A 19,478-nucleotide genomic window follows, 5' to 3' on the forward strand; every position below is an offset into this window, starting at 1 on the left:
GGGGAACGGCCTCAGCGGCGGACCGCGCACAGGAGGCCGTCGCCCACCGGGAGCAGGGCCGCTTCCAGGGCGGGGCTCTCGCGGACGCCGCGGAGCAGTTCACGGACGCGCAGGACCTCCGGCGGCTGGGCCGCGGAGTCGACCGTGCGGCCGTCGGAGAAGACTCCCTCGAAGCAGACCAGGCCGCCGGGGCGCAACAGGCGCAACGATTCAGCGAGGTAGTCGAGGGACTCGGTCGGGTCCCCGTCGCAGAAGACCAGGTCGTATCCGCCGTCGGCGAGACGCGGCAGGACGTCGAGCGCGCGGCCCGGGATGAAGCGGGCGCGGTTGCCCGCGAAGCCGGCGGCGCGGAAGGCCTGACGGGCGAAGGCCTGCCGGTCGGGTTCGGGATCCACGGTGGTCAGCACCCCGTCCGCGCGCATTCCGTGCAGGAGGTGGATGCCGGACACACCCGTTCCCGTACCGATCTCGGCGACCGCCTTGGCGTCCGCGGTGGCGGCGAGCAGGCGCAGCGCTGCCCCGGTTCCGGGGGACACGGAGCGCAGGCCCGCTTCCCTGGACCGGTCGCGGGCCCATCGCAGAGCGTCGTCTTCGGCGACAAACGCGTCGGCGAACGCCCAGCTCGTCTGCCGGTTGCCGCTAATGACCCTCTCCTGTCCCCATAGTTGGCGCAACGGTGACTGTATCCGCTGGAGTCGGGAACCCGCAGATGGGACCGGGCGTTGAGAGCAGTAGAGACGCAAGGGCGGTCCGGGACCAAAGCCCCGTGCAAAGTTACTGCAAAAATACTTATCCGGAGCTGACGGGAGGGGTGGCTATGGTAGGGAATCCGCTGGACACCACCAGAGCCGACAGGGGAGGTGCGGCTGCGCCTGTGGATCGTGGGGGTGTCCTCCGACGCCTCTTCTGGTCGGCCGGTGAGCCGAAATCCGTGACCGACATTGCTGACCGTTTCCGCACCGTAGACACCGCAACCACCGCGACCTTTGCCGCCGATGCGGGCTCCCAGGCGTGGACCCCTCCCTCGTGGGAGGAGATCGTCAGCACGCACAGTGCGCGGGTCTACCGTCTCGCCTACCGGCTGACGGGCAACCAGCACGACGCCGAGGACCTGACGCAGGAAGTGTTCGTCCGCGTCTTCCGCTCCCTCTCCACCTACACGCCCGGCACCTTCGAGGGCTGGCTGCACCGGATCACCACGAACCTGTTCCTGGACATGGTCCGCCGCAAGCAGCGGATCCGTTTCGACGCGCTCGCCGACGACGCCGCCGAGCGGCTGCCGAGCCGTGAGCCGTCCCCCCAGCAGGTGCTGCACGACACCCACTTCGACGCGGACGTGCAGCAGGCGCTGGACACCCTTGCCCCCGAGTTCCGTGCGGCCGTGGTGCTGTGCGACATCGAGGGCCTGTCCTACGAGGAGATCGCCGCCACGCTCGGCGTCAAGCTCGGCACCGTGCGCAGCCGTATCCACCGGGGCCGTTCGCACCTGCGCAAGGCGCTCAAGCACCGGTCTCCCGAGGCCCGTGCCGAGCAGCGCGCGCTGGCCGGGGTCGCGGTGGGAGCGCCCGGCGGCGGGGAGGGCGGAGCCGAGTGAGCGGCATCAGTCCGTCACCGTCGCCCGCTGAACGGGCCTCCTCCGCCGAACAGCATCTGGGAGACCGGCTCGCCGCCCTCGTGGACGGGGAGCTGAGCCACGACGTGCGCGAGAGGGTGCTGGCGCACCTGGCGACGTGTCCCAAGTGCAAGGCCGAGGCCGACGCGCAGCGGCGCCTGAAGACCCTGTTCGTGGAGAGTGCGCCGCCCCCGCTGTCCGCGGGGCTGCTGGCGCGCCTCCAGGGGCTGCCGGGCGGAAGTCCTGACGGCATGTCCGGCCCGTCCGGTCCGTCCGGTCCCTTCGGTCCGCCGTCGGCGGCCGATCCCTTCTCGTCGTTCGGCTACGCACCCTCCGCGGCCGCGGCGGCGGTCGCACCGCAGCGGGGCTTCCCGGTCCACGAGGTGGGCCGCTCGCGGCGCCGGCTGGCCTTCGTGGCCGCCGGGGCGGTGTCGCTCGCCGCGATCGCGCTGGGCGGCTCCCTCCCGTTGGACGCGATCGAGCCCAACGCGAGGGGCGAGGCCCCCGCCGCGCGAACCGGTCCGGTGGTACCGGTCTTCGACGCGGTGGCCCGGGAGAACCGCATCCCGAGTCCGGGCGTCGTCCCGAGCCTCTCGGGGGCCGCACCTCTCGTCCCGACCTCCCCGCCCCCCGCCTCGGCCTCGGCCTCGGCCCACCCGGTCTCCCTGTCCCGGTAGCGCCGTGCCGGGCGCCGGTCCCGTCGCGACCGGCTGACCCCGGAGGGCGCTCTTTTCGGGCCGCCGGGCCGGCCCGGCCGGGGGACCTGGTTGAATCTGCGCCAGATGGTGCCGCTGCGGGCGGCCGGCGGAGACAGGTACGCGGGGAGCGCCCATGTCCGACAGTCAGCAGACCGATCCGGCGGCTCCGGCCCGGGACGTGGCCCAGGCCCCGGCCGACGAGGCCCCGGCCCCGGCGCAGGCCTCCCCGCCGCCCGCCCACGGTGCGCCGGGCGGCTCAGCGCCCCGGCAGCCGCGCTGGTGGAGCCGGCCCGAGGGCCCGGCCGAGGCGCACGAGGCGGCCGTACCGGCTCCACGAGCCGACACCGGTACGGGCACGGACGCGGACGCGGACCCGGCGCCGGACGCGGACGCGGACCTGACACCGGACGCGGACGCGGACCCGCGGTACGACCCGTGGGCCGCGCGGCCGCTGCACGGCGTGGACCACGGCAAGGCGGGGTCCCGCCGCCCCGGGTTCCGGCAGGGGCTGGTCATCGGCCTCGGGGCCGCCCTCCTCGCCGGCGGCATCGGCGGCTACGTGGGCGTCCTCGCCGAGCGGCAGGCCAACACGCGGCTGGAACTCCCGCAGGCCGCCCCCGCGGCCGACAAGGGCCGGGCCCCCGAAAGCGTCGCCGGCATCGCCGCCTCCGCACTGCCGGGCGTGGTCACCCTGCACGTGAACGGCGCGACGAGCAGTTCGACCGGCACCGGCTTCGTCCTCGACGCGCAGGGCCACATCCTCACCAACAACCACGTCGTCCACGGAGCCCGGAACATAACGGTCACCTTCAGCACCGGCGAGAGCGTCGCCGCCGAACTCGTCGGCGGCGACACCGGCTACGACCTGGCCGTCGTCAAGGTCACCGGGGTGCGGGGGCTGCGGCCCCTGGCCCTCGGGAACTCCGAGAACGTCAAGGTCGGCGATCCCGTCGTGGCCATCGGCGCCCCCTTCGACCTCTCCAACACCGTCACCGCGGGCATCATCAGCGCCACCGGCCGCCCCATCACCGCGGGCGGCGACAAGGGGGACGGCAGCGACGTCAGCTACGTCGACGCCCTCCAGACCGACGCACCGATCAACCCCGGCAACTCCGGCGGCCCGCTCCTCGACGCCGGAGGCCAGGTCATCGGGATCAACAGCGCCATCCGCGGCGGCGACGGCGGCGACAGCTCCGGCTCCCAGCGCGGCAGCATCGGGCTCGGCTTCGCCATCCCCGTGAACCAGGGCAAGCGCGTCGCCGAGGAGCTCATGCGCACCGGCCGCGCCACGCACCCCGTCATCGGCGTCACCCTCGACATGGAGTACTCCGGCGACGGCGCCCGGGTGGGGGAGAAGGGTGAGGGCGGGAAGCCGGCCGTCACCGCAGGCGGGCCGGGAGCCGCCGCCGGGATCAAGCCCGGTGACGTGATCACCAAGGTGGACGGGGTCCGCGTACACGGCGGCGACGAGCTCGTCATCAAGATCCGTGCCCACCGGCCGGGCGACCCCCTCACCCTGACCGTGCTGCGGGACGGCGCCGAGCGCACGCTGGAAGTGGTCCTCGGTTCGGCGAACGGGTCATGACGGATGGCTGACCGGTGGGCCAAAGCCGGTCCTGATGTAGGGGCCCGCGGACCCGGCCGGGTACCGTGTGTCGGGTCTGACCCGAAGTTGGCCGGAGAGAGCCGAGGAGCGGCAAGGTGTTCAACGACATAGGCGCACTCGAGCTGGTCACGATCGTAGTGCTGGCCATTCTCATCTTCGGCCCGGAGAAGCTGCCCAAGGTCATTCAGGACGTCACGGGCGTCATCCGGAAGATCCGGGCGTTCTCGGACAGTGCGAAGCAGGACATCCGCTCCGAACTCGGCCCGGAATTCAAGGACTTCGAGTTCGAGGACCTCAACCCGAAGACGTTCATCCGCAAGCAGCTGTCGGAGAACGAGGACCTCAAGGACATCCGCAGCAGCTTCGACCTCCGCAAGGAGCTCAACGAGGTCACCGACGCCGTCAACGGCAAGGAGGCCGCCGAGGCCCCCGACCCGGTTCCGGCCGTGACCACCGGGGACGGCGCCACGCCCGCGCCGGCCGCCGGCCCGGACATGGTGAAGAAGCAGCCCGCCGCCCCGGCGCAGGAGCGGCGCGCGGCCTACGACGCGGACGCCACCTGAGTCACCCGGCACCACTCGCGCGCCTGTCTGCCGGGCGATCCGGGGCCGGATGGCTATCCTCCATGAGTCCGGACCCAGGACGCCCGAGGGGCGGGTCCCCCCAGCGACGCTGGGGGGAGGGCCGTTCCGGACCCCACGGAACGAGAGGCCGCGCAGATGGAGACGACGAGCAGCAGCAGGGTGGGCACGCAGCCCGCGGACGCCACGACGGCGCCCCCCGCGACGACCGCGCCCCAGACCGCACCCCCGCAGACGGCGCCCCAGGAGCATCCACAGCTGCCCCAGGAGGCAGCCGCAGCACCCGTACCGGCGGCCCGCCGGACGGCGGAGGGCTACCTCCGGGCCGACTTCCCCTGGTACGGGCTGGACGAGGCCTTCACCGGCGCCCGCTGGCTCATGCAGGTGGGCACCGGCGCGGACGGCAGCGTGGAGCACGGATCGACGGGGCACGGCGACGAGCCCTCCGCCCGGGGGGAGATCGCCACCGGCGAGAAGGAGCGCTTCGCGGTGGTCGTCACCGTCGCGAGCAACCCGCTGCGCCGCAGCGGCGACGGCACCGGGGTCCTGGAGGCCACCTCGGTCTCCTCGGCGGCCTGGCTGGCCGGCTCCGGGCTACTGGCCTACAGCTGGCCCGGCCAGATGGACCACACCCTGCGCGACGACTGGCTCGACCAGCAGACGGAGGCGGCGTGGGAGCTGGCGGACGCGCTCGACGGCGAGGACTGGTCGACGCTGTCCCTGCCGGTGGACGGGGAGCCGACGGTCTTCCACTACCGTGAATCGGAGTTCGGGTGGGTCCTCGCCGGCTCGACCGGGAGCGGGGTGCACCTGGGCGCGTACGGCCGGGGCATGAGCGCGTACGGGATCGGGTTCTCGGCGATCGCGGATCTCGGCGCGTACGAATAGGACGAGGGGACGGCGTACGGGTGCCCCTACCCGTACGCCGGGCCGTACTCCAGGTCGTACGCCACGGGAAAGGGCACCGCCGGCCGGCGGTGCCCTTCACGCTGCGCGGCCCGTCGGAACGACGGCCCGCGCCACCCGTCAGAACTTGTTGCGCGGCGTGATGCCCAGGGAGAGGCCCGCCAGGCCGCGGGCGCGGCCGCCCAGCTTGCCCGCGATGGCGCGCAGGGCCGCGCCGGCCGGGGACTCCGGGTCGGACAGGACGACCGGCGTGCCGTCGTCGCCGCCCTCGCGCAGCCGGACGTCGATCGGGATCGAGCCGAGCACCGGCACGTTCGCGCCGACCGTCTTCGTGAGGCCGTCGGCCACCTTCTGGCCACCGCCCGAGCCGAAGACGTCGACCATCTCGTCGCAGTGCGGGCAGGGCAGCCCGGACATGTTCTCGACGACGCCGACGATCTTCTGGTGCGTCTGCACGGCGATCGAGCCGGCGCGCTCCGCGACCTCGGCCGCCGCCTGCTGCGGGGTGGTCACGACGAGGATCTCGGCGTTCGGCACCAGCTGTGCCACGGAGATCGCGATGTCGCCCGTGCCCGGGGGCAGGTCCAGCAGCAGTACGTCCAGGTCGCCCCAGAACACGTCGGCCAGGAACTGCTGCAGCGCCCGGTGCAGCATCGGGCCGCGCCAGACCACGGGCGCGTTGCCCGGGGTGAACATGCCGATGGAGATGACCTTCACGCCGTGCGCGGACGGCGGCATGATCATGTTCTCGACCTGGGTGGGGCGGCCTTCCACGCCGAGCATGCGCGGCACGCTGTGGCCGTAGATGTCGGCGTCGACCACGCCGACCTTGAGGCCGTCGGCGGCCATCGCGGCCGCCAGGTTGACGGTCACCGAGGACTTGCCGACGCCGCCCTTGCCGGAGGCGACCGCGTAGACGCGGGTCAGCGAGCCGGGCTTGGCGAAGGGGACCTCGCGCTCGGCGGTGCCGCCGCGCAGGGTCGTGGCGAGGTCCTTGCGCTGCTCGTCGCTCATCACGTCCAGCGTGACGACGACCGAGGTGACGCCGGGGACCCGCTGGACGGCCTCGGTGACGAGCGTGGTGATCGTCTCGCGCATGGGGCAGCCCGACACCGTCAGGAGCACCGTGACGGCCACGGCGCCGCCGTCACCGACGTCCACCGATTTGACCATGCCGAGCTCGGTGATCGGCCGGTGGATCTCGGGGTCGTTCACCGTCGCCAGCGCGTCCAGGATCGCGTCCTGCTCGGGCACGGCGGCGTCGGTGGCGGAGCTTGTGTCGGTAGCCATGCCCCGATGGTACGGCGCAGTGGCAGGCCGCAGGAAAGCCTGCTAGCGGTCGCCTTCGTCACTCTCGGCCGGGAATAGGCGCCGCTCGTCCATCTCCTTGATCAGGTCCTGGAACTCGGACCGGATCCAGTCACGCGTGGCGACCTCGCCCAGACCCATCCGCAGGGCCGCGATCTCCCGGGTCAGGTACTCCGTGTCGGCCAGCGAGCGCTCGTTCTGCTTGCGGTCCTGTTCGAGGTTGACCCGGTCCCGGTCGTCCTGCCGGTTCTGCGCGAGAAGGATCAGCGGGGCAGCGTAGGAAGCCTGCAGCGACAGCATCAGCGTCAGGAAGATGAAGGGGTACGTGTCGAAGCGCAGTGCCGCGGGGGCCAAGGTGTTCCACAGCACCCAGACGACGACGACGACGGTCATCCAGACGATGAACCGGCCCGTGCCGAGGAACCGCGCCACCCGCTCCGACAGCCGCCCGAACGCCTCCGGGTCGTATTCGGGCAGCAGCCGCCGGCGCGCCGGGCGCGGCAGGTCGAGGCGCGCGCGCGAGCGCGTCAGCGCGCTCGACCCGGTGGACGACCCCGACGGGCCGCCCTTCGCGCGCTCGCGCGACGATTCCGAGGACCGGTCGGAAGAACGGTCCCGCGCTTCCGCGGGCAGACCGTGCTCGCGCGCCCGCAGCCGTGCCTGCTCGCGCTGCTCGCGGATCTGCTCGCGCCGCCTCTCGCGCGCGGCCTGGTCGCCGCGCCCCCGCTCAGTGGCCACGTGCGACCCCCTCCGCATCCTCGGGTTCCCCGGAGCCCTCGCGGTCCCCGGACTGCCAGGATTCCTCGGCGCTCTCCGAATGGAAGTCCGTCTCCCGCCAGTCGTCCGGCAGCAGGTGGTCCAGTACGTCGTCCACCGTGACCGCGCCCAGCAACGAGCCGCTCTCGTCGACGACGGGCACCGCGACCATGTTGTACGCGGCCAGGTAGCTGGTCACCACCGGCAGCAGTGCGTCCGGCCGCAGCGGCGGCAGGCCGGTGTCCACGATCGAGCTGACCAGCGTGAACGGGGGGTCGCGCAGCAGCCGCTGGAAGTGCACCGTGCCCAGGTACTTGCCCGTCGGCGTCTCGTCCGGCGGCCGGCACACGTACACCTGCGCCGCCAGCGCCGGCGACAGGTCCGCCTGCCGTACGCGGGCCAGCGCGTCCGCGACCGTCGCGTCGGGCCGCAGCACGATCGGCTCCGTCGTCATCAGACCGCCCGCGGTGTTCTCCTCGTACGACAGCAGACGCCGCACGTCGGCCGCGTCGTCCGGCCGCATCAGCGTCAGCAGCCGCTCCTTGTCGTCCTCCGGGAGCTCGGAGAGCAGGTCGGCCGCGTCGTCCGGGTCCATCGCCTCCAGGACGTCGGCCGCGCGCTCCTCCTTCAGCTTCCCGAGGATCTCCACCTGCTCGTCCTCGGGCAGCTCCTCCATGACGTCCGCGAGCCGGTCGTCGTCGAGGGCGTTCGCCACTTCGGCGCGCCGCTTGGGCGTCAGGTGGTGCAGGACGTTCGCCACGTCCGCCGGGCGCATCTGCTCGAAGGTGGCGACCAGGTTCTCGGCGCCCTGCCCGTGCTCCTCCAGCGAGAAGCCCGTGACCGCCGACCACTCCACGGTCAGGGTCTCGCCGCGGCGGCGCAGCGCGCCCGACTTGCCCTTGCGCAGGAAGATCCGGTCGATCTCCCAGTCCCGGCGGGCCGGCAGCTGCTGGATGGCCACGTCCAGGACGGTGACCTCCTCGCCGCCGGCGACCAGGCGCACGCGCCGGTCCAGCAGCTCACCGAGGATCAGCCGTTCCGTGGGGCGCTGTTCGAAGCGCCGCATGTTCACGACGCCCGTGGTGATGACCTGGCCGGACTCGACGCCCGTCACCCGGGTCATGGGCAGGAAGATCCGCCGCCGGCTCACGACCTCGACCACCAGCCCGAGCAGCCTGGGCGGCCGCCCGCCCACCCGGAGCATCGCGACGAGGTCGCGCACGCGGCCGACCTGGTCGCCGTTGGGGTCGAAGACGGGCACACCCGACAGATGCGAGACGAAGATCCGTGGGGCGCCTGCTGCCATCCGAGCGCCTCCTACGAGCGTGCGTCATCCGTCGATCACCGGTACTGCCGTCCCTCAGGTTAGCCCGTGCCCGCCGCAACCTCCTGGTGGGGCGGTCCGCGCGGGGGCGGGCGCAGCGCCGGGTACGCTGCCAGCTGCCCGCAGAGGAACGACGAGAGGCACCTGCCCGTGACCGCCTATTTCCCCGCCGTACGGCTGCGCCGGGCCACCTTCGTCGGTGCCCTGTGCGCGGGCCTGGCCGTCGTCGCAACGGGGTGCGGTGCGGATCCGGACGAGGGGACGAACGGCGTCGGGAAGCTCTCCGCCGAGCAGATCGAGACCAAGGCGAAGGCGGCGGCCACGGAGGCCCGGTCGGTGCACCTGTCCGGCGCCCTCGTCAGCGGCGGCAAGTCCTTCACCCTCGACATGCGCCTGGGGGCCGACGGCGGCTCCGGCGAGGTGAAGGCGCAGGACGACACCACCTTCCAGCTGCTGCGGGTGGGGGAGCAGCTCTACCTCAAGGCGGGCGCCAAGTTCTGGGGCCAGTCCGAGGCGGCCGGCAAGCTCGGCGACAAGTTCGTGAAAGTGCCCGAGGCCGACCCCTCGTACAAGCAGTTCCGCGGGTTCACCGACATGCACGTGCTCCTCGACGGGCTCCTCGGACTCGACGGGAAGCTCGCCAAGGGCGGCTACAGCAAGGTCGGGCACACCCGGGCCGTCCAGGTCACGGCGGAGGAGGGCGCGGGCGGCAAACTCTCGGTCTCCCTGGAGGGCACCCCCTACCCGCTGCTCATGGAACGCGCGGGCGGCGCCGGCCGGGTGGTCCTCGAGGACTGGGGCAAGCCGGTCGAGCTGAACCCGCCCGCACAGGACCAGACGGTGGACTACGGGTCCCAGCTGCCGACGACCAAGGGGCAGGGGACGGGGCAGGGGCAGGGGCAGGGGACGGGTTCGGGTTCCACCCAGCCCGCGCCCAAGGGCTCCGGCCAGGGCACCGCCCCGAAGGGCTGACCGCTCCCGCCCGGCCCGGCCGGCCCGGCCCCGCCTGCGGCCGCCCCTTCGGCTATCGGGTGCGGGCCGCCTTCTTGCGCTTCAGCAGCAGCTTCGGCAGCGCGGCCGGCGCGGCCCGCCGGGTCGTCGCCGGGGAGTCCAGCGGAGCCGCGGCCAGCGACCCGTCCGGGAGCCCGTCCCGCACGGACCGCGGCTCCAGACGCAGCAGCCGGCACTCGCGGGCCCAGCGCGCGGTCATCTCGGCCGAGTCGGGCGCGTTGAGCCGCTTGCCCTTGAGTTCGGCCACCGCGGCCTCCCACGGCTCGCTGCCGGGCACGAGCTCGCGCACGGCCGCCGTCCACGCGACGAGCCGGCCGCCCTTGTCCTTGCTGCGCACGGTGACCTCGGCGGCCGCCCCGTCCGCGAGCCCCGGGAACGGCTGCTCCCCGGGCCCGTCACCCAGTACGTGCGCCGCGCCGTCCACCCAGGCGTGCCACAGGCCGCGGTCGGGCCCGGAGCCGCGGACCCAGATGAGGCCGGACTTCTTGGTGGCCTCCTCGACGAGGGCCAGTTCGAGCGCGCTGAGAGTCATGCGCACAGGGTAGCCAGGGGCGGTCGCGCGGCTACAGCCAGCCGTGGCGGCGCAGGGCCCGGTGGATGGTGAAGCAGCTTCCGGCGATGGCGGCCATCACCATCGGATAGCCGTAGCGCCAGTGCAGCTCCGGCATGTTCTCGAAGTTCATCCCGTACACGCCGCAGATCATCGTCGGTACGGCGATGATCGCCGCCCAGGAGGTGATCTTGCGCATGTCCTCGTTCTGCGCGACGGTCGCCTGCGCCAGGTTGGCCTGGAGGATCGAGTTCAGCAGCTCGTCGAAGCCGACGACCTGCTCGTGGACCCGCGCCAGGTGGTCGGCGACGTCGCGGAAGTACTTCTGGATGTCCGGGTCCACCAGCCGCATCGGGCGCTCGCTGAGCAGTTCCATGGGCCGCAGGAGCGGGGAGACGGCCCGCTTGAACTCCAGGACCTCGCGCTTGAGCTGGTAGATGCGGCCCGCGTCGCCGCCGCGCCCGGCGCCTTTGGCGGGGCCGGCGAACACCTCGCTCTCCACCTCGTCGATGTCGTCCTGGACGGCCGAGGCGACGGCGATGTAGCCGTCCACCACGTGGTCGGCGAGGGAGTGCAGGACGGCCGAGGGGCCCTTCTCGAGGAGCGACGGATCGTCCTGGAGGCGGTGGCGCAGGCCCTTGAGGGACCCCTGGCCGCCGTGCCGGACGGTGATGACGAAGTCGGGGCCGGTGAAGCACATCACCTCACCGGTCTCCACGACCTCGCTGGTCGCGGTGAGTTCGGCGTGCTCCACGTAGTGGATCGTCTTGAAGACGGTGAAGAGGGTGTCGTCGTAGCGCTCGAGCTTCGGCCGCTGGTGGGCGTGGACCGCGTCCTCGACGGCGAGCGGGTGCAGGCCGAACAGGGCGGCGATGCCGGCGAACTCGCTCTCGGTCGGCTCGTGCAGGCCGATCCACGCGAACCCCCCGTCCTGGCGGACCTGGCGCATCGCCTCACGGGGCGTCAGGCGGCCCGCTCCCAGGGCGCGTCGGCCGTCGCGGTACACCGCGCAGTCGACGACGGCGGTGCCGGCCGACGGGTCGCGGGTGGTGTCGTAGCCGGGCTGGGCGGGGGTGGACCTGCGCAGCGCCGGACGGACGGCGGCACGGAGATAGGGCAGCATCGACATGGCAGGCTCCTTCGCGCGCACGGCTGCGGACCGTACGGGTGGGAGGTCCCTTCCGGGTGACGCCGTCGCCGCGGCCGGCAGGCCCGGGGCAGGCGGAAGGAACAGGACGGGAGGACATGAGTTCTGCCGTCGCTCTTCGACTGATCCCGGAAAGGGGATCAACGGGGACGCGGGATGCCCGTGCGCGAAGTGGAAGAGCGATTGGTACTGCACGATCGACTTCGATCCACCGCAGCCCCACCTCCTCCGGCCGGTCCCCCGTAGGGGACGTCCTGTCGCCGGGGCACTGAGACTTCTCTTCTGAGAGCGTCCCCGACCAACGGTCAACGATAACAGCCGACGGATGGTCAAGACCCGCCCTTTACCCGGCTGATACGAGTTCTATGCTCGCTCCATGGCAGAAATTCTGGCCCTCGTGGAAGCCCGGCTGCGTGCCTCGTTCGGTGAACCCGACGCCCGCGCCGCCGTCACCTTCCTGGGCACCGACCGCATCGAGATCCTCCGTTTCACCGAGGGGGACCTCGTGCGCTACGCGACCCTCGGCATGTCCGCCCATCCGATGGCCGACCCCACGGTCGTGGTCGCCGATCCCCTGCGGGGGCCGCGGGCGGAACTCGTGCTGACCGTACGGGGCGGACTGGCGCCCACCGACAAACTGCTGCGGCCGCTGGCGGTACTGGGGGCCTCGCCCCAGGTGGAGGGGCTGGTCGTGGCGCCCGGAGCCTCGCTCGACGTGGGGGAACCCCTGTGGGAGGGGGCGCCGTTCACCTCGGTGCTGGTGGCCGAGCCGGGCGGGCTGGTCGAGGACGTGGAGCTGGAGGCCCCCATGGGTCCGGTGGCCTTCTTCCCGCTCCTGCCGATGACGGCGAACGAGGCGGCGTGGAAACGGGTGCACGGCGCGGCGGCCCTCCAGGAACGCTGGCTCGCGCGCGGCACGGATCTGCGGGACCCTCTGCGTACGGCTGTGGCGCTGGACTGAGCGGGACCGCCGGGACATCCGGCCGCCCGGACGGGTGATCGCGTCTTGACGGGGCGCCCGGCGGGGAGGAGCGTGGCTTCCTATGAGGGGCGAACCGAGTTGCCCGAAGTGTGGTGGCCGGGTCAGGGCGCCCGGACTCTTCGCCGACTCCTGGCAGTGCGCGGAGCACGGCGCCGTGCACCCCTTGCAGCCCGTGATCCCGCCGAGCGTCGAAGGCCTCGGCGTCGTGGTGAACCGGGCACAGGTACCGGTGTGGATGCCGTGGCCCCTGCCCGTCGGATGGCTCTTCACCGGGATCGCGGCCGCCGGTGACGACCGCAGCGGCGGCCGGGCCACGGCCGTGGCCTGCTCCGGCCCCGGCCCGCTCGGCGGCATCGGCGAGCTGGTGCTGATCGCGGAGGAGCTGGGCGTCGGCCTGGGCGCGCGCTTCGCGGGCATCGACGCGCCCGATCCGGGCTCCTACATGGACGTCTCCGCCCCGCCGCAGGCGAAGGTCGTCGCCGCGGGGCGCCTGACGCCGCTGTGGCACGTCAAGGGGGCCCCGGACGACCGTGCCGTCTTCGCCGGGGAGGCCCGCGGGCTGTGGCTGTGGGCCATCGTCTGGCCGGAGCAGTCGGGGCTCCTGATGTACGACGAGCTCGTGCTGACGGACCTGCGCGACGCGGGAGCCGAGATAGAGCTCCTGCCCTGCGGCGCGCTCAGCCCGCGCATCATCTCCCCTTGACGCGCGGCTCGCGCGGCTCGCGCGGCTCGAGGCCGGGGCGCCGCACCGGCCTCGCTCCGCCGCCCCCGGACGGACGGTATCCTGGAGCGTCCCCCGTCCGCGTGTGAACCCTGGAGCTCGGCTGTGCGCATCGATTTGCACGCCCACTCCACGTTCTCGGACGGCACCGACACCCCCGCCGAGCTGGTCCGCAACGCGGCCGCCGCCGGGCTCGACGTCGTCGCGCTGACCGACCACGACACCGTGAGCGGCCACCGCGAGGCGATCGCGGCGCTTCCCGAGGGGCTGACCCTCGTCACCGGCGCCGAACTCAGCTGCCGCCTCGACGGCATCGGGCTGCACATGCTCGCCTACCTCTTCGACCCCGAAGAGCCCGAGCTCTCCCGCGAGCGGGAGCTCGTACGCGACGACCGCACCCCCCGCGCCCAGGCCATGGTCGGCAAACTGCAGGCCCTCGGCGTCCCCGTCACCTGGGAGCAGGTGGACCGGATCGCCGGTGAGGGCTCGGTCGGACGGCCGCACATCGCCACCGCGCTCGTCGAGCTCGGCGTCGTCCGCACCGTGTCCGACGCGTTCACCGCGCAGTGGCTCGCCGACGGCGGCCGGGCGTACGCGCAGAAGCACGAGCTCGACCCCTTCGACGCGATCCGCCTGGTCAAGGCGGCCGGCGGGGTCACCGTCTTCGCGCACCCCGCCGCCGTCAAGCGCGGCGCGTGTGTCCCGGAGGCGGCCATAGCCGCGCTCGCCGCCGCGGGCCTCGACGGCATCGAGGTCGACCACATGGACCACGACTCCGCCACCCGCGCGCGCCTGCGCGGCCTGGCCGGAGACCTCGGTCTCCTCACCACCGGGTCGAGCGACTACCACGGCAGCCGCAAGACCTGCCGCCTCGGGGACCACACGACCGACCCCGAGATCTACGGCGAGATCACCCGCCGGGCCACCGGGGCGTTCCCCGTCCCCGGCGCGGGTGGACGCGTACGCGGCTGACCGCTGCCGCCGCTCCACCGACACGGCGCACCTCACCGCGCCGCTCTTCCCCCTTTTCGTGACACCCCTCTCCTGCAAGGCATCACTGTGCTCGATTTCGCCGTCTTCGGATCCCTGTTTCTCACGCTTTTTGTGATTATGGACCCCCCGGGGATCACGCCCATCTTCCTCGCCCTGACCTCCGGCCGGCCCGCCAAGGTGCAGCGCCGCATGGCCTGGCAGGCCGTCTGCGTCGCCTTCGGGGTCATCGCGGTCTTCGGCATCTGCGGCCAGCAGATCCTGGACTACCTGCACGTCTCCGTGCCGGCGCTGATGATCGCGGGCGGCCTGCTGCTCCTGCTCATCGCGCTCGACCTGCTCACGGGCAAGGCCGACGAACCGACGCAGACCAAGGACGTGAACGTCGCGCTCGTCCCGCTGGGCATGCCGCTGCTCGCCGGACCCGGGGCGATCGTGTCGGTGATCCTGGCGGTGCAGAAGGCCGACGGGCTGACCGGTCAGGTATCGGTCTGGTCCGCGATCGTCGCGATGCACGTCGTGCTGTGGGTGGTGATGCGGTACTCGCTGGTCATCATCCGCGTGATCAAGGACGGCGGTGTCGTCCTCGTGACCCGGCTCGCGGGCATGATGCTCTCCGCCATCGCCGTCCAGCAGATCATCAACGGCGTGCTCCAGGTCATCCACACGTCCTAGCGCCCGTGGCCCCGCCCGCCGCCGCGCATGCGAACGCCCCCGCACCGGAAGTCGGTGCGGGGGCGATCGGTTCGGTGGGGGTGGACGTCGGTCCGTCAGTTGGACGCGGTCTCGGCCGGTCGGATCAGGATGCGCTGGCCGATGGCCGCGGCCTGCTGCACGATCCGGTTGACGGAGGCCGCGTCCACGACGGTGCTGTCCACGGCGGACCCGTCGACGTCGTCCAGGCGCAGAATCTCGAAGCGCATGGGGCTTCTCCCTTCGTCAGTGTTTCTCCTTGTACAGGGTTAACGAAGTGTAAGCCGCAAACATTCCCTACGCTAAGGAAATTTTTTCACTGTCTAACTACTAACTGGTACAGGAGTCGGTAGAGGGGCCGTCGCAGGAGTCCCAGAACGCCGCCAGCGCCGCCGCGGTGGACGCCGGGTCCTCCGCGTTCGGCGAGTGCTCCGTCCCCGGGACGACCACCCGCGCCGCGCCCAGCCGCCGCGCCATGCCGTCCATCTCCGACACCGGCCACACCGGATCCGACGCCCCCGAGAGCACCAGCTTCGCCAGCCCCGGCGCCGCGGCCGCCAGCTCGTCGATCCCGTCCGGCTCGCCGATCAGCGCCCGGCCGGTGACGATCAGCTGCTCCGGAACCGTCCCCACCCACCGGTCGCGCAGGAACGAGGCGACCTCGGGGGAGTCGGGGACCGCGTCGCGCGGATCCATCGCGCGCATCGCGGTCCAGATGCCCGGCATGTCGTCGCCCATCAGCTCCAGCGCGGAGACGAGCATCTTCGTACGGGCCCGCTGCTCCTCGCACACCGCGCCCGCACCGCTGCTCAGCAGCGTGAGGCTCGCGTACGGAGCCGGGTCCCGCACCACGGCCGCCCGTACGATCAGCCCGCCCAGCGAGTGCCCGAGCAGGTGCACCGGGCCGTCCGAGCCCAGGGCCGCCGTCTGCGCGAGCACGTCGCGGGCCAGCTCCTGCAGGGCGTACGGCTCGTGCGTGCGCGGGCCGCCGCTCTGGTACTGGCCGCGCCCGTCCACCGCGACCACCCGGTACCCGGCGGCGGCCAGCGGTCCCAGGAGGCCGATGAAGTCCTCCTTGCTGCCGGTGTAGCCGGGCACCAGCAGGGCGGTGCCGCGCACCGGCGTGCCGGCGTGCGGCCCGGCCTCCTGCACGGCGAACTCGCCGCGGGCGGTGTCCAGGCGGTACGCGCGCCCCGTGGGCGGCAGGCTGAGGGTCGGCGGCTTGCTCATGGCCCGAGGTTACCGGCCCGTACGGCTGTACGACGAGGGCCCCGCCCCCCTGGGAAGGGGAGCGGGGCCCTCGAAAGAGCGCGGTTACGCCTCGGTGGTCTCCACCGGGGCCGCGACCTTGCGGGTCCGCGTGCGCTTCGGCTTGACCGGAGCCTCTTCGGCCGCCGGGGCGGCGGTCTCGGCGGCGGCTTCGGCGACCGGGGCGGCAGCGGCGACCTTGCGGGTCCGCGTGCGCTTCGGCTTGACCGGAGCCTCCTCCGTGACGACGGCGGCGGCCGGGGCCGCCGGAGCCTCGACGACGACGGCGGCCTGGGCGACGACCTCGACGACCGGAGTCGCGACCGCCTTGCGCGGGGCGCGGACGGCGGTGCGGCGCGCCGGGCGGACCGGCTCGACCAGCGGCGCCATCTGGAAGTCGGGTTCCGGGGCCGGGGGCACCCGCGGAGCCAGGGGTTCCAGCGCCGTGACGAAGGTCGCGGCCGGGGCGGCGGACCGGGCCCGGCGGCGGCGCGGCTTGCGCGGCTCGTCGACGGCCGGAGCCTCGACGAACGGAGCCTCGACGAACGGAGCCTCGACGACCGGGGTGGCCGGGGTGACGGAGGCAGCCGGGGTGACCGGGGCCACGACGGCGGCCACGGCCACCGCCTCGCCGCCGGCCTCGGAACCGCCACGGGTGCGGCGGCGCTGACGCGGCGTACGGGTGCGGGCGGCCTGCTCCTCGACCTCCGCGGCGGCGGCGGGGGCAACCGCACGACCGTCGCGGCCACCGTCACGGCCGTGGTCACGGCCACCGTCACGGCCGTGGTCACGGCCGCCATCACGGCCGTGGTCGCGGCCGCCGTCGCGGCCACCACGGCCACCGCGGCCGCCGGTCTCGCCCAGGTCCTCGAGGTTCTCGGCCTTCAGGCCCGCCCGCGTGCGCTCGGAGCGCGGCAGGGTGCCCTTGGTGCCGGCCGGGATGTTCATCAGCTCGTACAGGTGCGGGGACGTGGAGTACGTCTCCACCGGGTCGTGGAAGTCCAGCTCCAGCGCCTTGTTGATCAGCTGCCAGCGCGGGATGTCGTCCCAGTCGACCAGGGTGACGGCGATGCCCTTCTTGCCCGCGCGGCCGGTGCGGCCCACGCGGTGCAGGAAGGTCTTCTCGTCCTCGGGCGTCTGGTAGTTGATGACGTGGGTGACCCCCTCGACATCGATACCGCGCGCGGCGACGTCGGTGCAGACGAGCACGTCGACCTTGCCGTTGCGGAACGCGCGCAGGGCCTGCTCGCGCGCGCCCTGGCCCAGGTCGCCGTGGACGGCGCCGGAGGCGAAGCCGCGCTTCTCCAGCTGCTCGGCGATGTCGGCCGCCGTGCGCTTGGTACGGCAGAAGATCATGGCCAGGCCGCGGCCCTCGGCCTGCAGGATGCGGGAGACGAGCTCCGGCTTGTCCATGTTGTGCGCACGGAAGACGTGCTGCGTGGTGTTGGCGACGGTCGCGCCCTCACCGTCCTCGGAGACGGCGCGGATGTGCGTCGGCTGCGTCATGTACCGGCGGGCCAGGCCGATGACCGCGCCCGGCATGGTCGCCGAGAACAGCATCGTCTGGCGCTTGGCCGGCAGGTAGTTCATGATGCGCTCGACGTCGGGCAGGAAGCCCAGGTCGAGCATCTCGTCGGCCTCGTCCAGGACCAGGGCCCGGACGTGCGACAGGTCGAGCTTCTTCTGCCCGGCCAGGTCGAGCAGGCGGCCCGGGGTGCCGACGATGATGTCGACGCCCTTCTTGAGCGCCTCGACCTGGGGCTCGTACGCGCGGCCGCCGTATATGGCGAGGACGCGGACGTTGCGGACCTTGCCCGCGGTCAGGAGGTCGTTGGTGACCTGGGTGCACAGCTCGCGGGTCGGAACCACCACGAGGGCCTGCGGCGCGTCGGTCAGCTGGTCGGGCCTGGCCCGGCCCGCCTCGACGTCCGCGGGGACGGTGACCCGCTCCAGCAGGGGAAGGCCGAAACCGAGCGTCTTGCCGGTACCGGTCTTGGCCTGGCCGATGACGTCCGTGCCGGAAAGGGCGACGGGGAGGGTCATCTCCTGGATCGGGAAGGGGGACACGATGCCGACGGCCTCAAGGGCTTCGGCCGTCTCGGGAAGGATCCCGAGGTCTCGGAACGTAGTCAGGGTGCTGCCTCTTCTGTGAGACGCGGCGCGAGGCGGCGAAGGGGGGTCGTACCGTGCCGGGCTTGCAGTACTGCACCCACCCAGGTTCTGGGGGAGCCGTGCAAAGCTGCGCGGGACCACGAGCCTTCGCTCAGGCGCTTTATGCCGCTGAGGGGGCCCCTCGTGGGAGGCGGTACGCATGAACGTACGCATCACGCCGAGGGCGGTCGGGTGGAGCCGATCGGGCCACCGACCGGGCATCCTCATTCGGGATGGCCCGCCGAGTGTTCGGCAGGCGCATTACCACTGTACCCCGGAATCTCGCAGCTGTGTTGGGTGAATTCACCAGGTAGGCGCGTTTACGTGGACTGAGCAGGTGGTTCGTGGCGCCTTTAGGCGAGCTATTGTGCGGAGCATGTCGACCGTTGAAAACGCATCTCCCGCCGACGGCGGCGTCCCCGCCGAGGCAACCGGGATCGCCGCCCAGGACTGGGCCACCGCCTCCGCGTCACCGCAGTACAAGGCGGCCGTGGTGGACCTTCTCGGGGCGCTCGCGTACGGCGAACTCGCGGCCTTCGAACGCCTCGCGGAGGACGCGAAGCTCGCGCCCACCCTCGGCGACAAGGCCGAGCTCGCAAAGATGGCCTCCGCCGAATTCCATCACTTCGAGAGGTTGCGCGACCGTCTCGCCGCCGTCGACGTGGACCCCACCGCCGCCATGGAGCCCTTCGCGAAGGGCGTCGACGACTTCCACCGCCAGACCGCGCCGTCGGACTGGCTGGAAGGCCTGGTCAAGGCGTACGTCGGGGACTCGATCGCCAGCGACTTCTACCGCGAGGTCGCCACGCACCTCGACACCGACACCCGCGGGCTCGTCGTGAGCGTGCTCGACGACACCGGCCACGGCGGCTTCGCCGTCGAGAAGGTGCGCGCCGCGATCGAGGCCGACCCGCGCTGCGGCGGCCGGCTCGCGCTGTGGGCCCGCCGGCTGATGGGCGAGGCCCTGTCGCAGGCGCAGCGCGTGGTCGCCGAGCGCGACGCGCTCTCCACCATGCTGGTCGGCGGGGTCGACGGGATGGCGGTGGGCTTCGACCTCGCGGCCGTCGGCGAGATGTTCACCCGCATCACCAAGGCGCACACCAAGCGCATGGCGGCCCTGGGTCTCGCCGCCTGACCCGTACCCCCGCTTCACGACGACGTACGCCGGCCCCGGCGCGGAAGTCCGCGCCGGGG

Annotated in this window: 20 protein-coding genes; 11 read left to right on the forward strand and 9 right to left on the reverse strand. The window is 72.7% G+C overall.

Going from position 1 to position 19,478, the window contains the following annotated elements; genetic code table 11:
• Nucleotides 1–11: 11 nt before the first annotated feature.
• The gene (locus ABZY44_RS33420; RefSeq protein ID WP_356660511.1) at nt 12–674 is read right to left on the reverse strand and encodes a class I SAM-dependent methyltransferase; all 663 of its coding nucleotides are present in this window, start codon (nt 672–674) and stop codon (nt 12–14) included.
• Between the two features lie 143 nt (nt 675–817).
• On the opposite strand from ABZY44_RS33420, the gene sigE reads away from it, so the two are divergent.
• The 5 genes from sigE to ABZY44_RS33445 all read left to right on the forward strand — a co-directional run bounded on the left by sigE (nt 818) and on the right by ABZY44_RS33445 (nt 5,385).
• Nucleotides 818–1,594 carry an RNA polymerase sigma factor SigE gene (sigE, locus tag ABZY44_RS33425; RefSeq protein WP_356660513.1) on the forward strand — a complete coding sequence of 259 codons (777 nt, stop codon included), beginning with the start codon at nt 818–820 and terminating at the stop codon, nt 1,592–1,594.
• Nucleotides 1,591–2,289 (forward strand): zf-HC2 domain-containing protein, encoded by a 699-nt coding sequence (locus ABZY44_RS33430; RefSeq protein ID WP_356660515.1) that lies wholly within the window; start codon nt 1,591–1,593, stop codon nt 2,287–2,289. Before sigE ends, ABZY44_RS33430 begins: the two co-directional genes overlap by 4 nt.
• A 154-nt stretch (nt 2,290–2,443) precedes the next feature.
• Nucleotides 2,444–3,895, forward strand: coding sequence for a trypsin-like peptidase domain-containing protein (locus ABZY44_RS33435; protein WP_356660517.1), 1,452 nt, complete (start codon nt 2,444–2,446; stop codon nt 3,893–3,895).
• 116 nt (nt 3,896–4,011) lie between these two features.
• The gene (locus tag ABZY44_RS33440; protein WP_356660519.1) at nt 4,012–4,479 is read left to right on the forward strand and encodes a sec-independent translocase; all 468 of its coding nucleotides are present in this window, start codon (nt 4,012–4,014) and stop codon (nt 4,477–4,479) included.
• Between the two features lie 156 nt (nt 4,480–4,635).
• Complete coding sequence (locus tag ABZY44_RS33445; RefSeq protein WP_356660521.1) at nt 4,636–5,385, forward strand: hypothetical protein; 750 nt, start codon at nt 4,636–4,638, stop codon at nt 5,383–5,385.
• 138 nt (nt 5,386–5,523) lie between these two features.
• On the opposite strand, the gene ABZY44_RS33450 is transcribed toward ABZY44_RS33445, so the two are convergent.
• The 3 genes from ABZY44_RS33450 to ABZY44_RS33460 form a co-directional block, all read right to left on the reverse strand.
• Complete coding sequence (locus ABZY44_RS33450; RefSeq protein WP_356660549.1) at nt 5,524–6,657, reverse strand: Mrp/NBP35 family ATP-binding protein; 1,134 nt, start codon at nt 6,655–6,657, stop codon at nt 5,524–5,526.
• 78 nt (nt 6,658–6,735) lie between these two features.
• Nucleotides 6,736–7,467: a DUF1003 domain-containing protein gene (locus ABZY44_RS33455; RefSeq protein ID WP_356660523.1), complete on the reverse strand. Its 732-nt coding sequence runs from the start codon at nt 7,465–7,467 to the stop codon at nt 6,736–6,738.
• Nucleotides 7,439–8,773: a CBS domain-containing protein gene (locus ABZY44_RS33460; protein ID WP_356660525.1), complete on the reverse strand. Its 1,335-nt coding sequence runs from the start codon at nt 8,771–8,773 to the stop codon at nt 7,439–7,441. The genes ABZY44_RS33455 and ABZY44_RS33460 overlap by 29 nt, the downstream gene beginning before the upstream one ends.
• 168 nt (nt 8,774–8,941) lie before the next feature.
• Between ABZY44_RS33460 and ABZY44_RS33465 the strand changes: the two genes are divergently transcribed.
• A complete protein-coding gene (locus ABZY44_RS33465; protein ID WP_356660527.1) occupies nt 8,942–9,763 on the forward strand; it encodes a hypothetical protein in 822 nt (273 codons plus the stop codon).
• A gap of 52 nt (nt 9,764–9,815) precedes the next feature.
• Here the strand turns inward: ABZY44_RS33465 and ABZY44_RS33470 are convergent, their stop codons facing one another.
• Complete coding sequence (locus ABZY44_RS33470) at nt 9,816–10,334, reverse strand: hypothetical protein (protein ID WP_356660529.1); 519 nt, start codon at nt 10,332–10,334, stop codon at nt 9,816–9,818.
• A 31-nt stretch (nt 10,335–10,365) separates the two neighbouring features.
• The gene (locus ABZY44_RS33475; RefSeq protein WP_356660531.1) at nt 10,366–11,481 is read right to left on the reverse strand and encodes a magnesium and cobalt transport protein CorA; all 1,116 of its coding nucleotides are present in this window, start codon (nt 11,479–11,481) and stop codon (nt 10,366–10,368) included.
• A gap of 394 nt (nt 11,482–11,875) precedes the next feature.
• On the opposite strand from ABZY44_RS33475, the gene ABZY44_RS33480 reads away from it, so the two are divergent.
• From ABZY44_RS33480 to ABZY44_RS33495, 4 genes are all read left to right on the forward strand, one after another.
• Entirely contained in the window at nt 11,876–12,460 is a 585-nt protein-coding gene (locus ABZY44_RS33480) for a suppressor of fused domain protein (RefSeq protein WP_356660533.1), read from the forward strand.
• A gap of 82 nt (nt 12,461–12,542) precedes the next feature.
• Nucleotides 12,543–13,184: a DUF6758 family protein gene (locus ABZY44_RS33485; RefSeq protein ID WP_356660535.1), complete on the forward strand. Its 642-nt coding sequence runs from the start codon at nt 12,543–12,545 to the stop codon at nt 13,182–13,184.
• A 123-nt stretch (nt 13,185–13,307) separates the two neighbouring features.
• The gene (locus ABZY44_RS33490; RefSeq protein WP_356660537.1) at nt 13,308–14,174 is read left to right on the forward strand and encodes a PHP domain-containing protein; all 867 of its coding nucleotides are present in this window, start codon (nt 13,308–13,310) and stop codon (nt 14,172–14,174) included.
• A gap of 87 nt (nt 14,175–14,261) precedes the next feature.
• On the forward strand, nt 14,262–14,867 hold the full coding sequence (locus ABZY44_RS33495; RefSeq protein WP_356660539.1) for a MarC family protein: 606 nt from the start codon (nt 14,262–14,264) through the stop codon (nt 14,865–14,867).
• A gap of 95 nt (nt 14,868–14,962) precedes the next feature.
• On the opposite strand, the gene ABZY44_RS33500 is transcribed toward ABZY44_RS33495, so the two are convergent.
• From ABZY44_RS33500 to ABZY44_RS33510, 3 genes are all read right to left on the reverse strand, one after another.
• A complete protein-coding gene (locus ABZY44_RS33500) occupies nt 14,963–15,115 on the reverse strand; it encodes a hypothetical protein (RefSeq protein WP_356660541.1) in 153 nt (50 codons plus the stop codon).
• Between the two features lie 100 nt (nt 15,116–15,215).
• Complete coding sequence (locus ABZY44_RS33505) at nt 15,216–16,115, reverse strand: alpha/beta fold hydrolase (protein ID WP_356660543.1); 900 nt, start codon at nt 16,113–16,115, stop codon at nt 15,216–15,218.
• Nucleotides 16,116–16,199: 84 nt separating this feature from the next.
• Nucleotides 16,200–18,512, reverse strand: a complete 2,313-nt coding sequence (locus ABZY44_RS33510) for a DEAD/DEAH box helicase (protein WP_356660545.1) — start codon at nt 18,510–18,512, stop codon at nt 16,200–16,202.
• A 148-nt stretch (nt 18,513–18,660) separates the two neighbouring features.
• Between ABZY44_RS33510 and ABZY44_RS33515 the strand changes: the two genes are divergently transcribed.
• On the forward strand, nt 18,661–19,419 hold the full coding sequence (locus tag ABZY44_RS33515) for a ferritin-like fold-containing protein (protein ID WP_356660547.1): 759 nt from the start codon (nt 18,661–18,663) through the stop codon (nt 19,417–19,419).
• Nucleotides 19,420–19,478: the final 59 nt, after the last annotated feature.

Source organism: Streptomyces sp. NPDC006544, from assembly GCF_040611715.1.
Lineage (GTDB): Bacteria > Actinomycetota > Actinomycetes > Streptomycetales > Streptomycetaceae > Streptomyces.

Bases quoted from the DNA above. Each gene is read 5' to 3' on its own strand.
- ABZY44_RS33480 (WP_356660533.1), top strand. From the start codon at position 11,876: ATGGCAGAAATTCTGGCCCTCGTGGAAGCCCGGCTGCGTGCCTCGTTC.
- ABZY44_RS33510 (WP_356660545.1), bottom strand. From the start codon at position 18,512: ATGAGGATGCCCGGTCGGTGGCCCGATCGGCTCCACCCGACCGCCCTC.
- ABZY44_RS33505 (WP_356660543.1), bottom strand. From the start codon at position 16,115: ATGAGCAAGCCGCCGACCCTCAGCCTGCCGCCCACGGGGCGCGCGTAC.
- sigE (WP_356660513.1), top strand. From the start codon at position 818: ATGGTAGGGAATCCGCTGGACACCACCAGAGCCGACAGGGGAGGTGCG.
- ABZY44_RS33455 (WP_356660523.1), bottom strand. From the start codon at position 7,467: ATGCGGAGGGGGTCGCACGTGGCCACTGAGCGGGGGCGCGGCGACCAG.
- ABZY44_RS33460 (WP_356660525.1), bottom strand. From the start codon at position 8,773: ATGGCAGCAGGCGCCCCACGGATCTTCGTCTCGCATCTGTCGGGTGTG.
- ABZY44_RS33475 (WP_356660531.1), bottom strand. From the start codon at position 11,481: ATGTCGATGCTGCCCTATCTCCGTGCCGCCGTCCGTCCGGCGCTGCGC.
- ABZY44_RS33445 (WP_356660521.1), top strand. From the start codon at position 4,636: ATGGAGACGACGAGCAGCAGCAGGGTGGGCACGCAGCCCGCGGACGCC.
- ABZY44_RS33470 (WP_356660529.1), bottom strand. From the start codon at position 10,334: ATGACTCTCAGCGCGCTCGAACTGGCCCTCGTCGAGGAGGCCACCAAG.
- ABZY44_RS33435 (WP_356660517.1), top strand. From the start codon at position 2,444: ATGTCCGACAGTCAGCAGACCGATCCGGCGGCTCCGGCCCGGGACGTG.
- ABZY44_RS33515 (WP_356660547.1), top strand. From the start codon at position 18,661: ATGTCGACCGTTGAAAACGCATCTCCCGCCGACGGCGGCGTCCCCGCC.
- ABZY44_RS33485 (WP_356660535.1), top strand. From the start codon at position 12,543: ATGAGGGGCGAACCGAGTTGCCCGAAGTGTGGTGGCCGGGTCAGGGCG.
- ABZY44_RS33500 (WP_356660541.1), bottom strand. From the start codon at position 15,115: ATGCGCTTCGAGATTCTGCGCCTGGACGACGTCGACGGGTCCGCCGTG.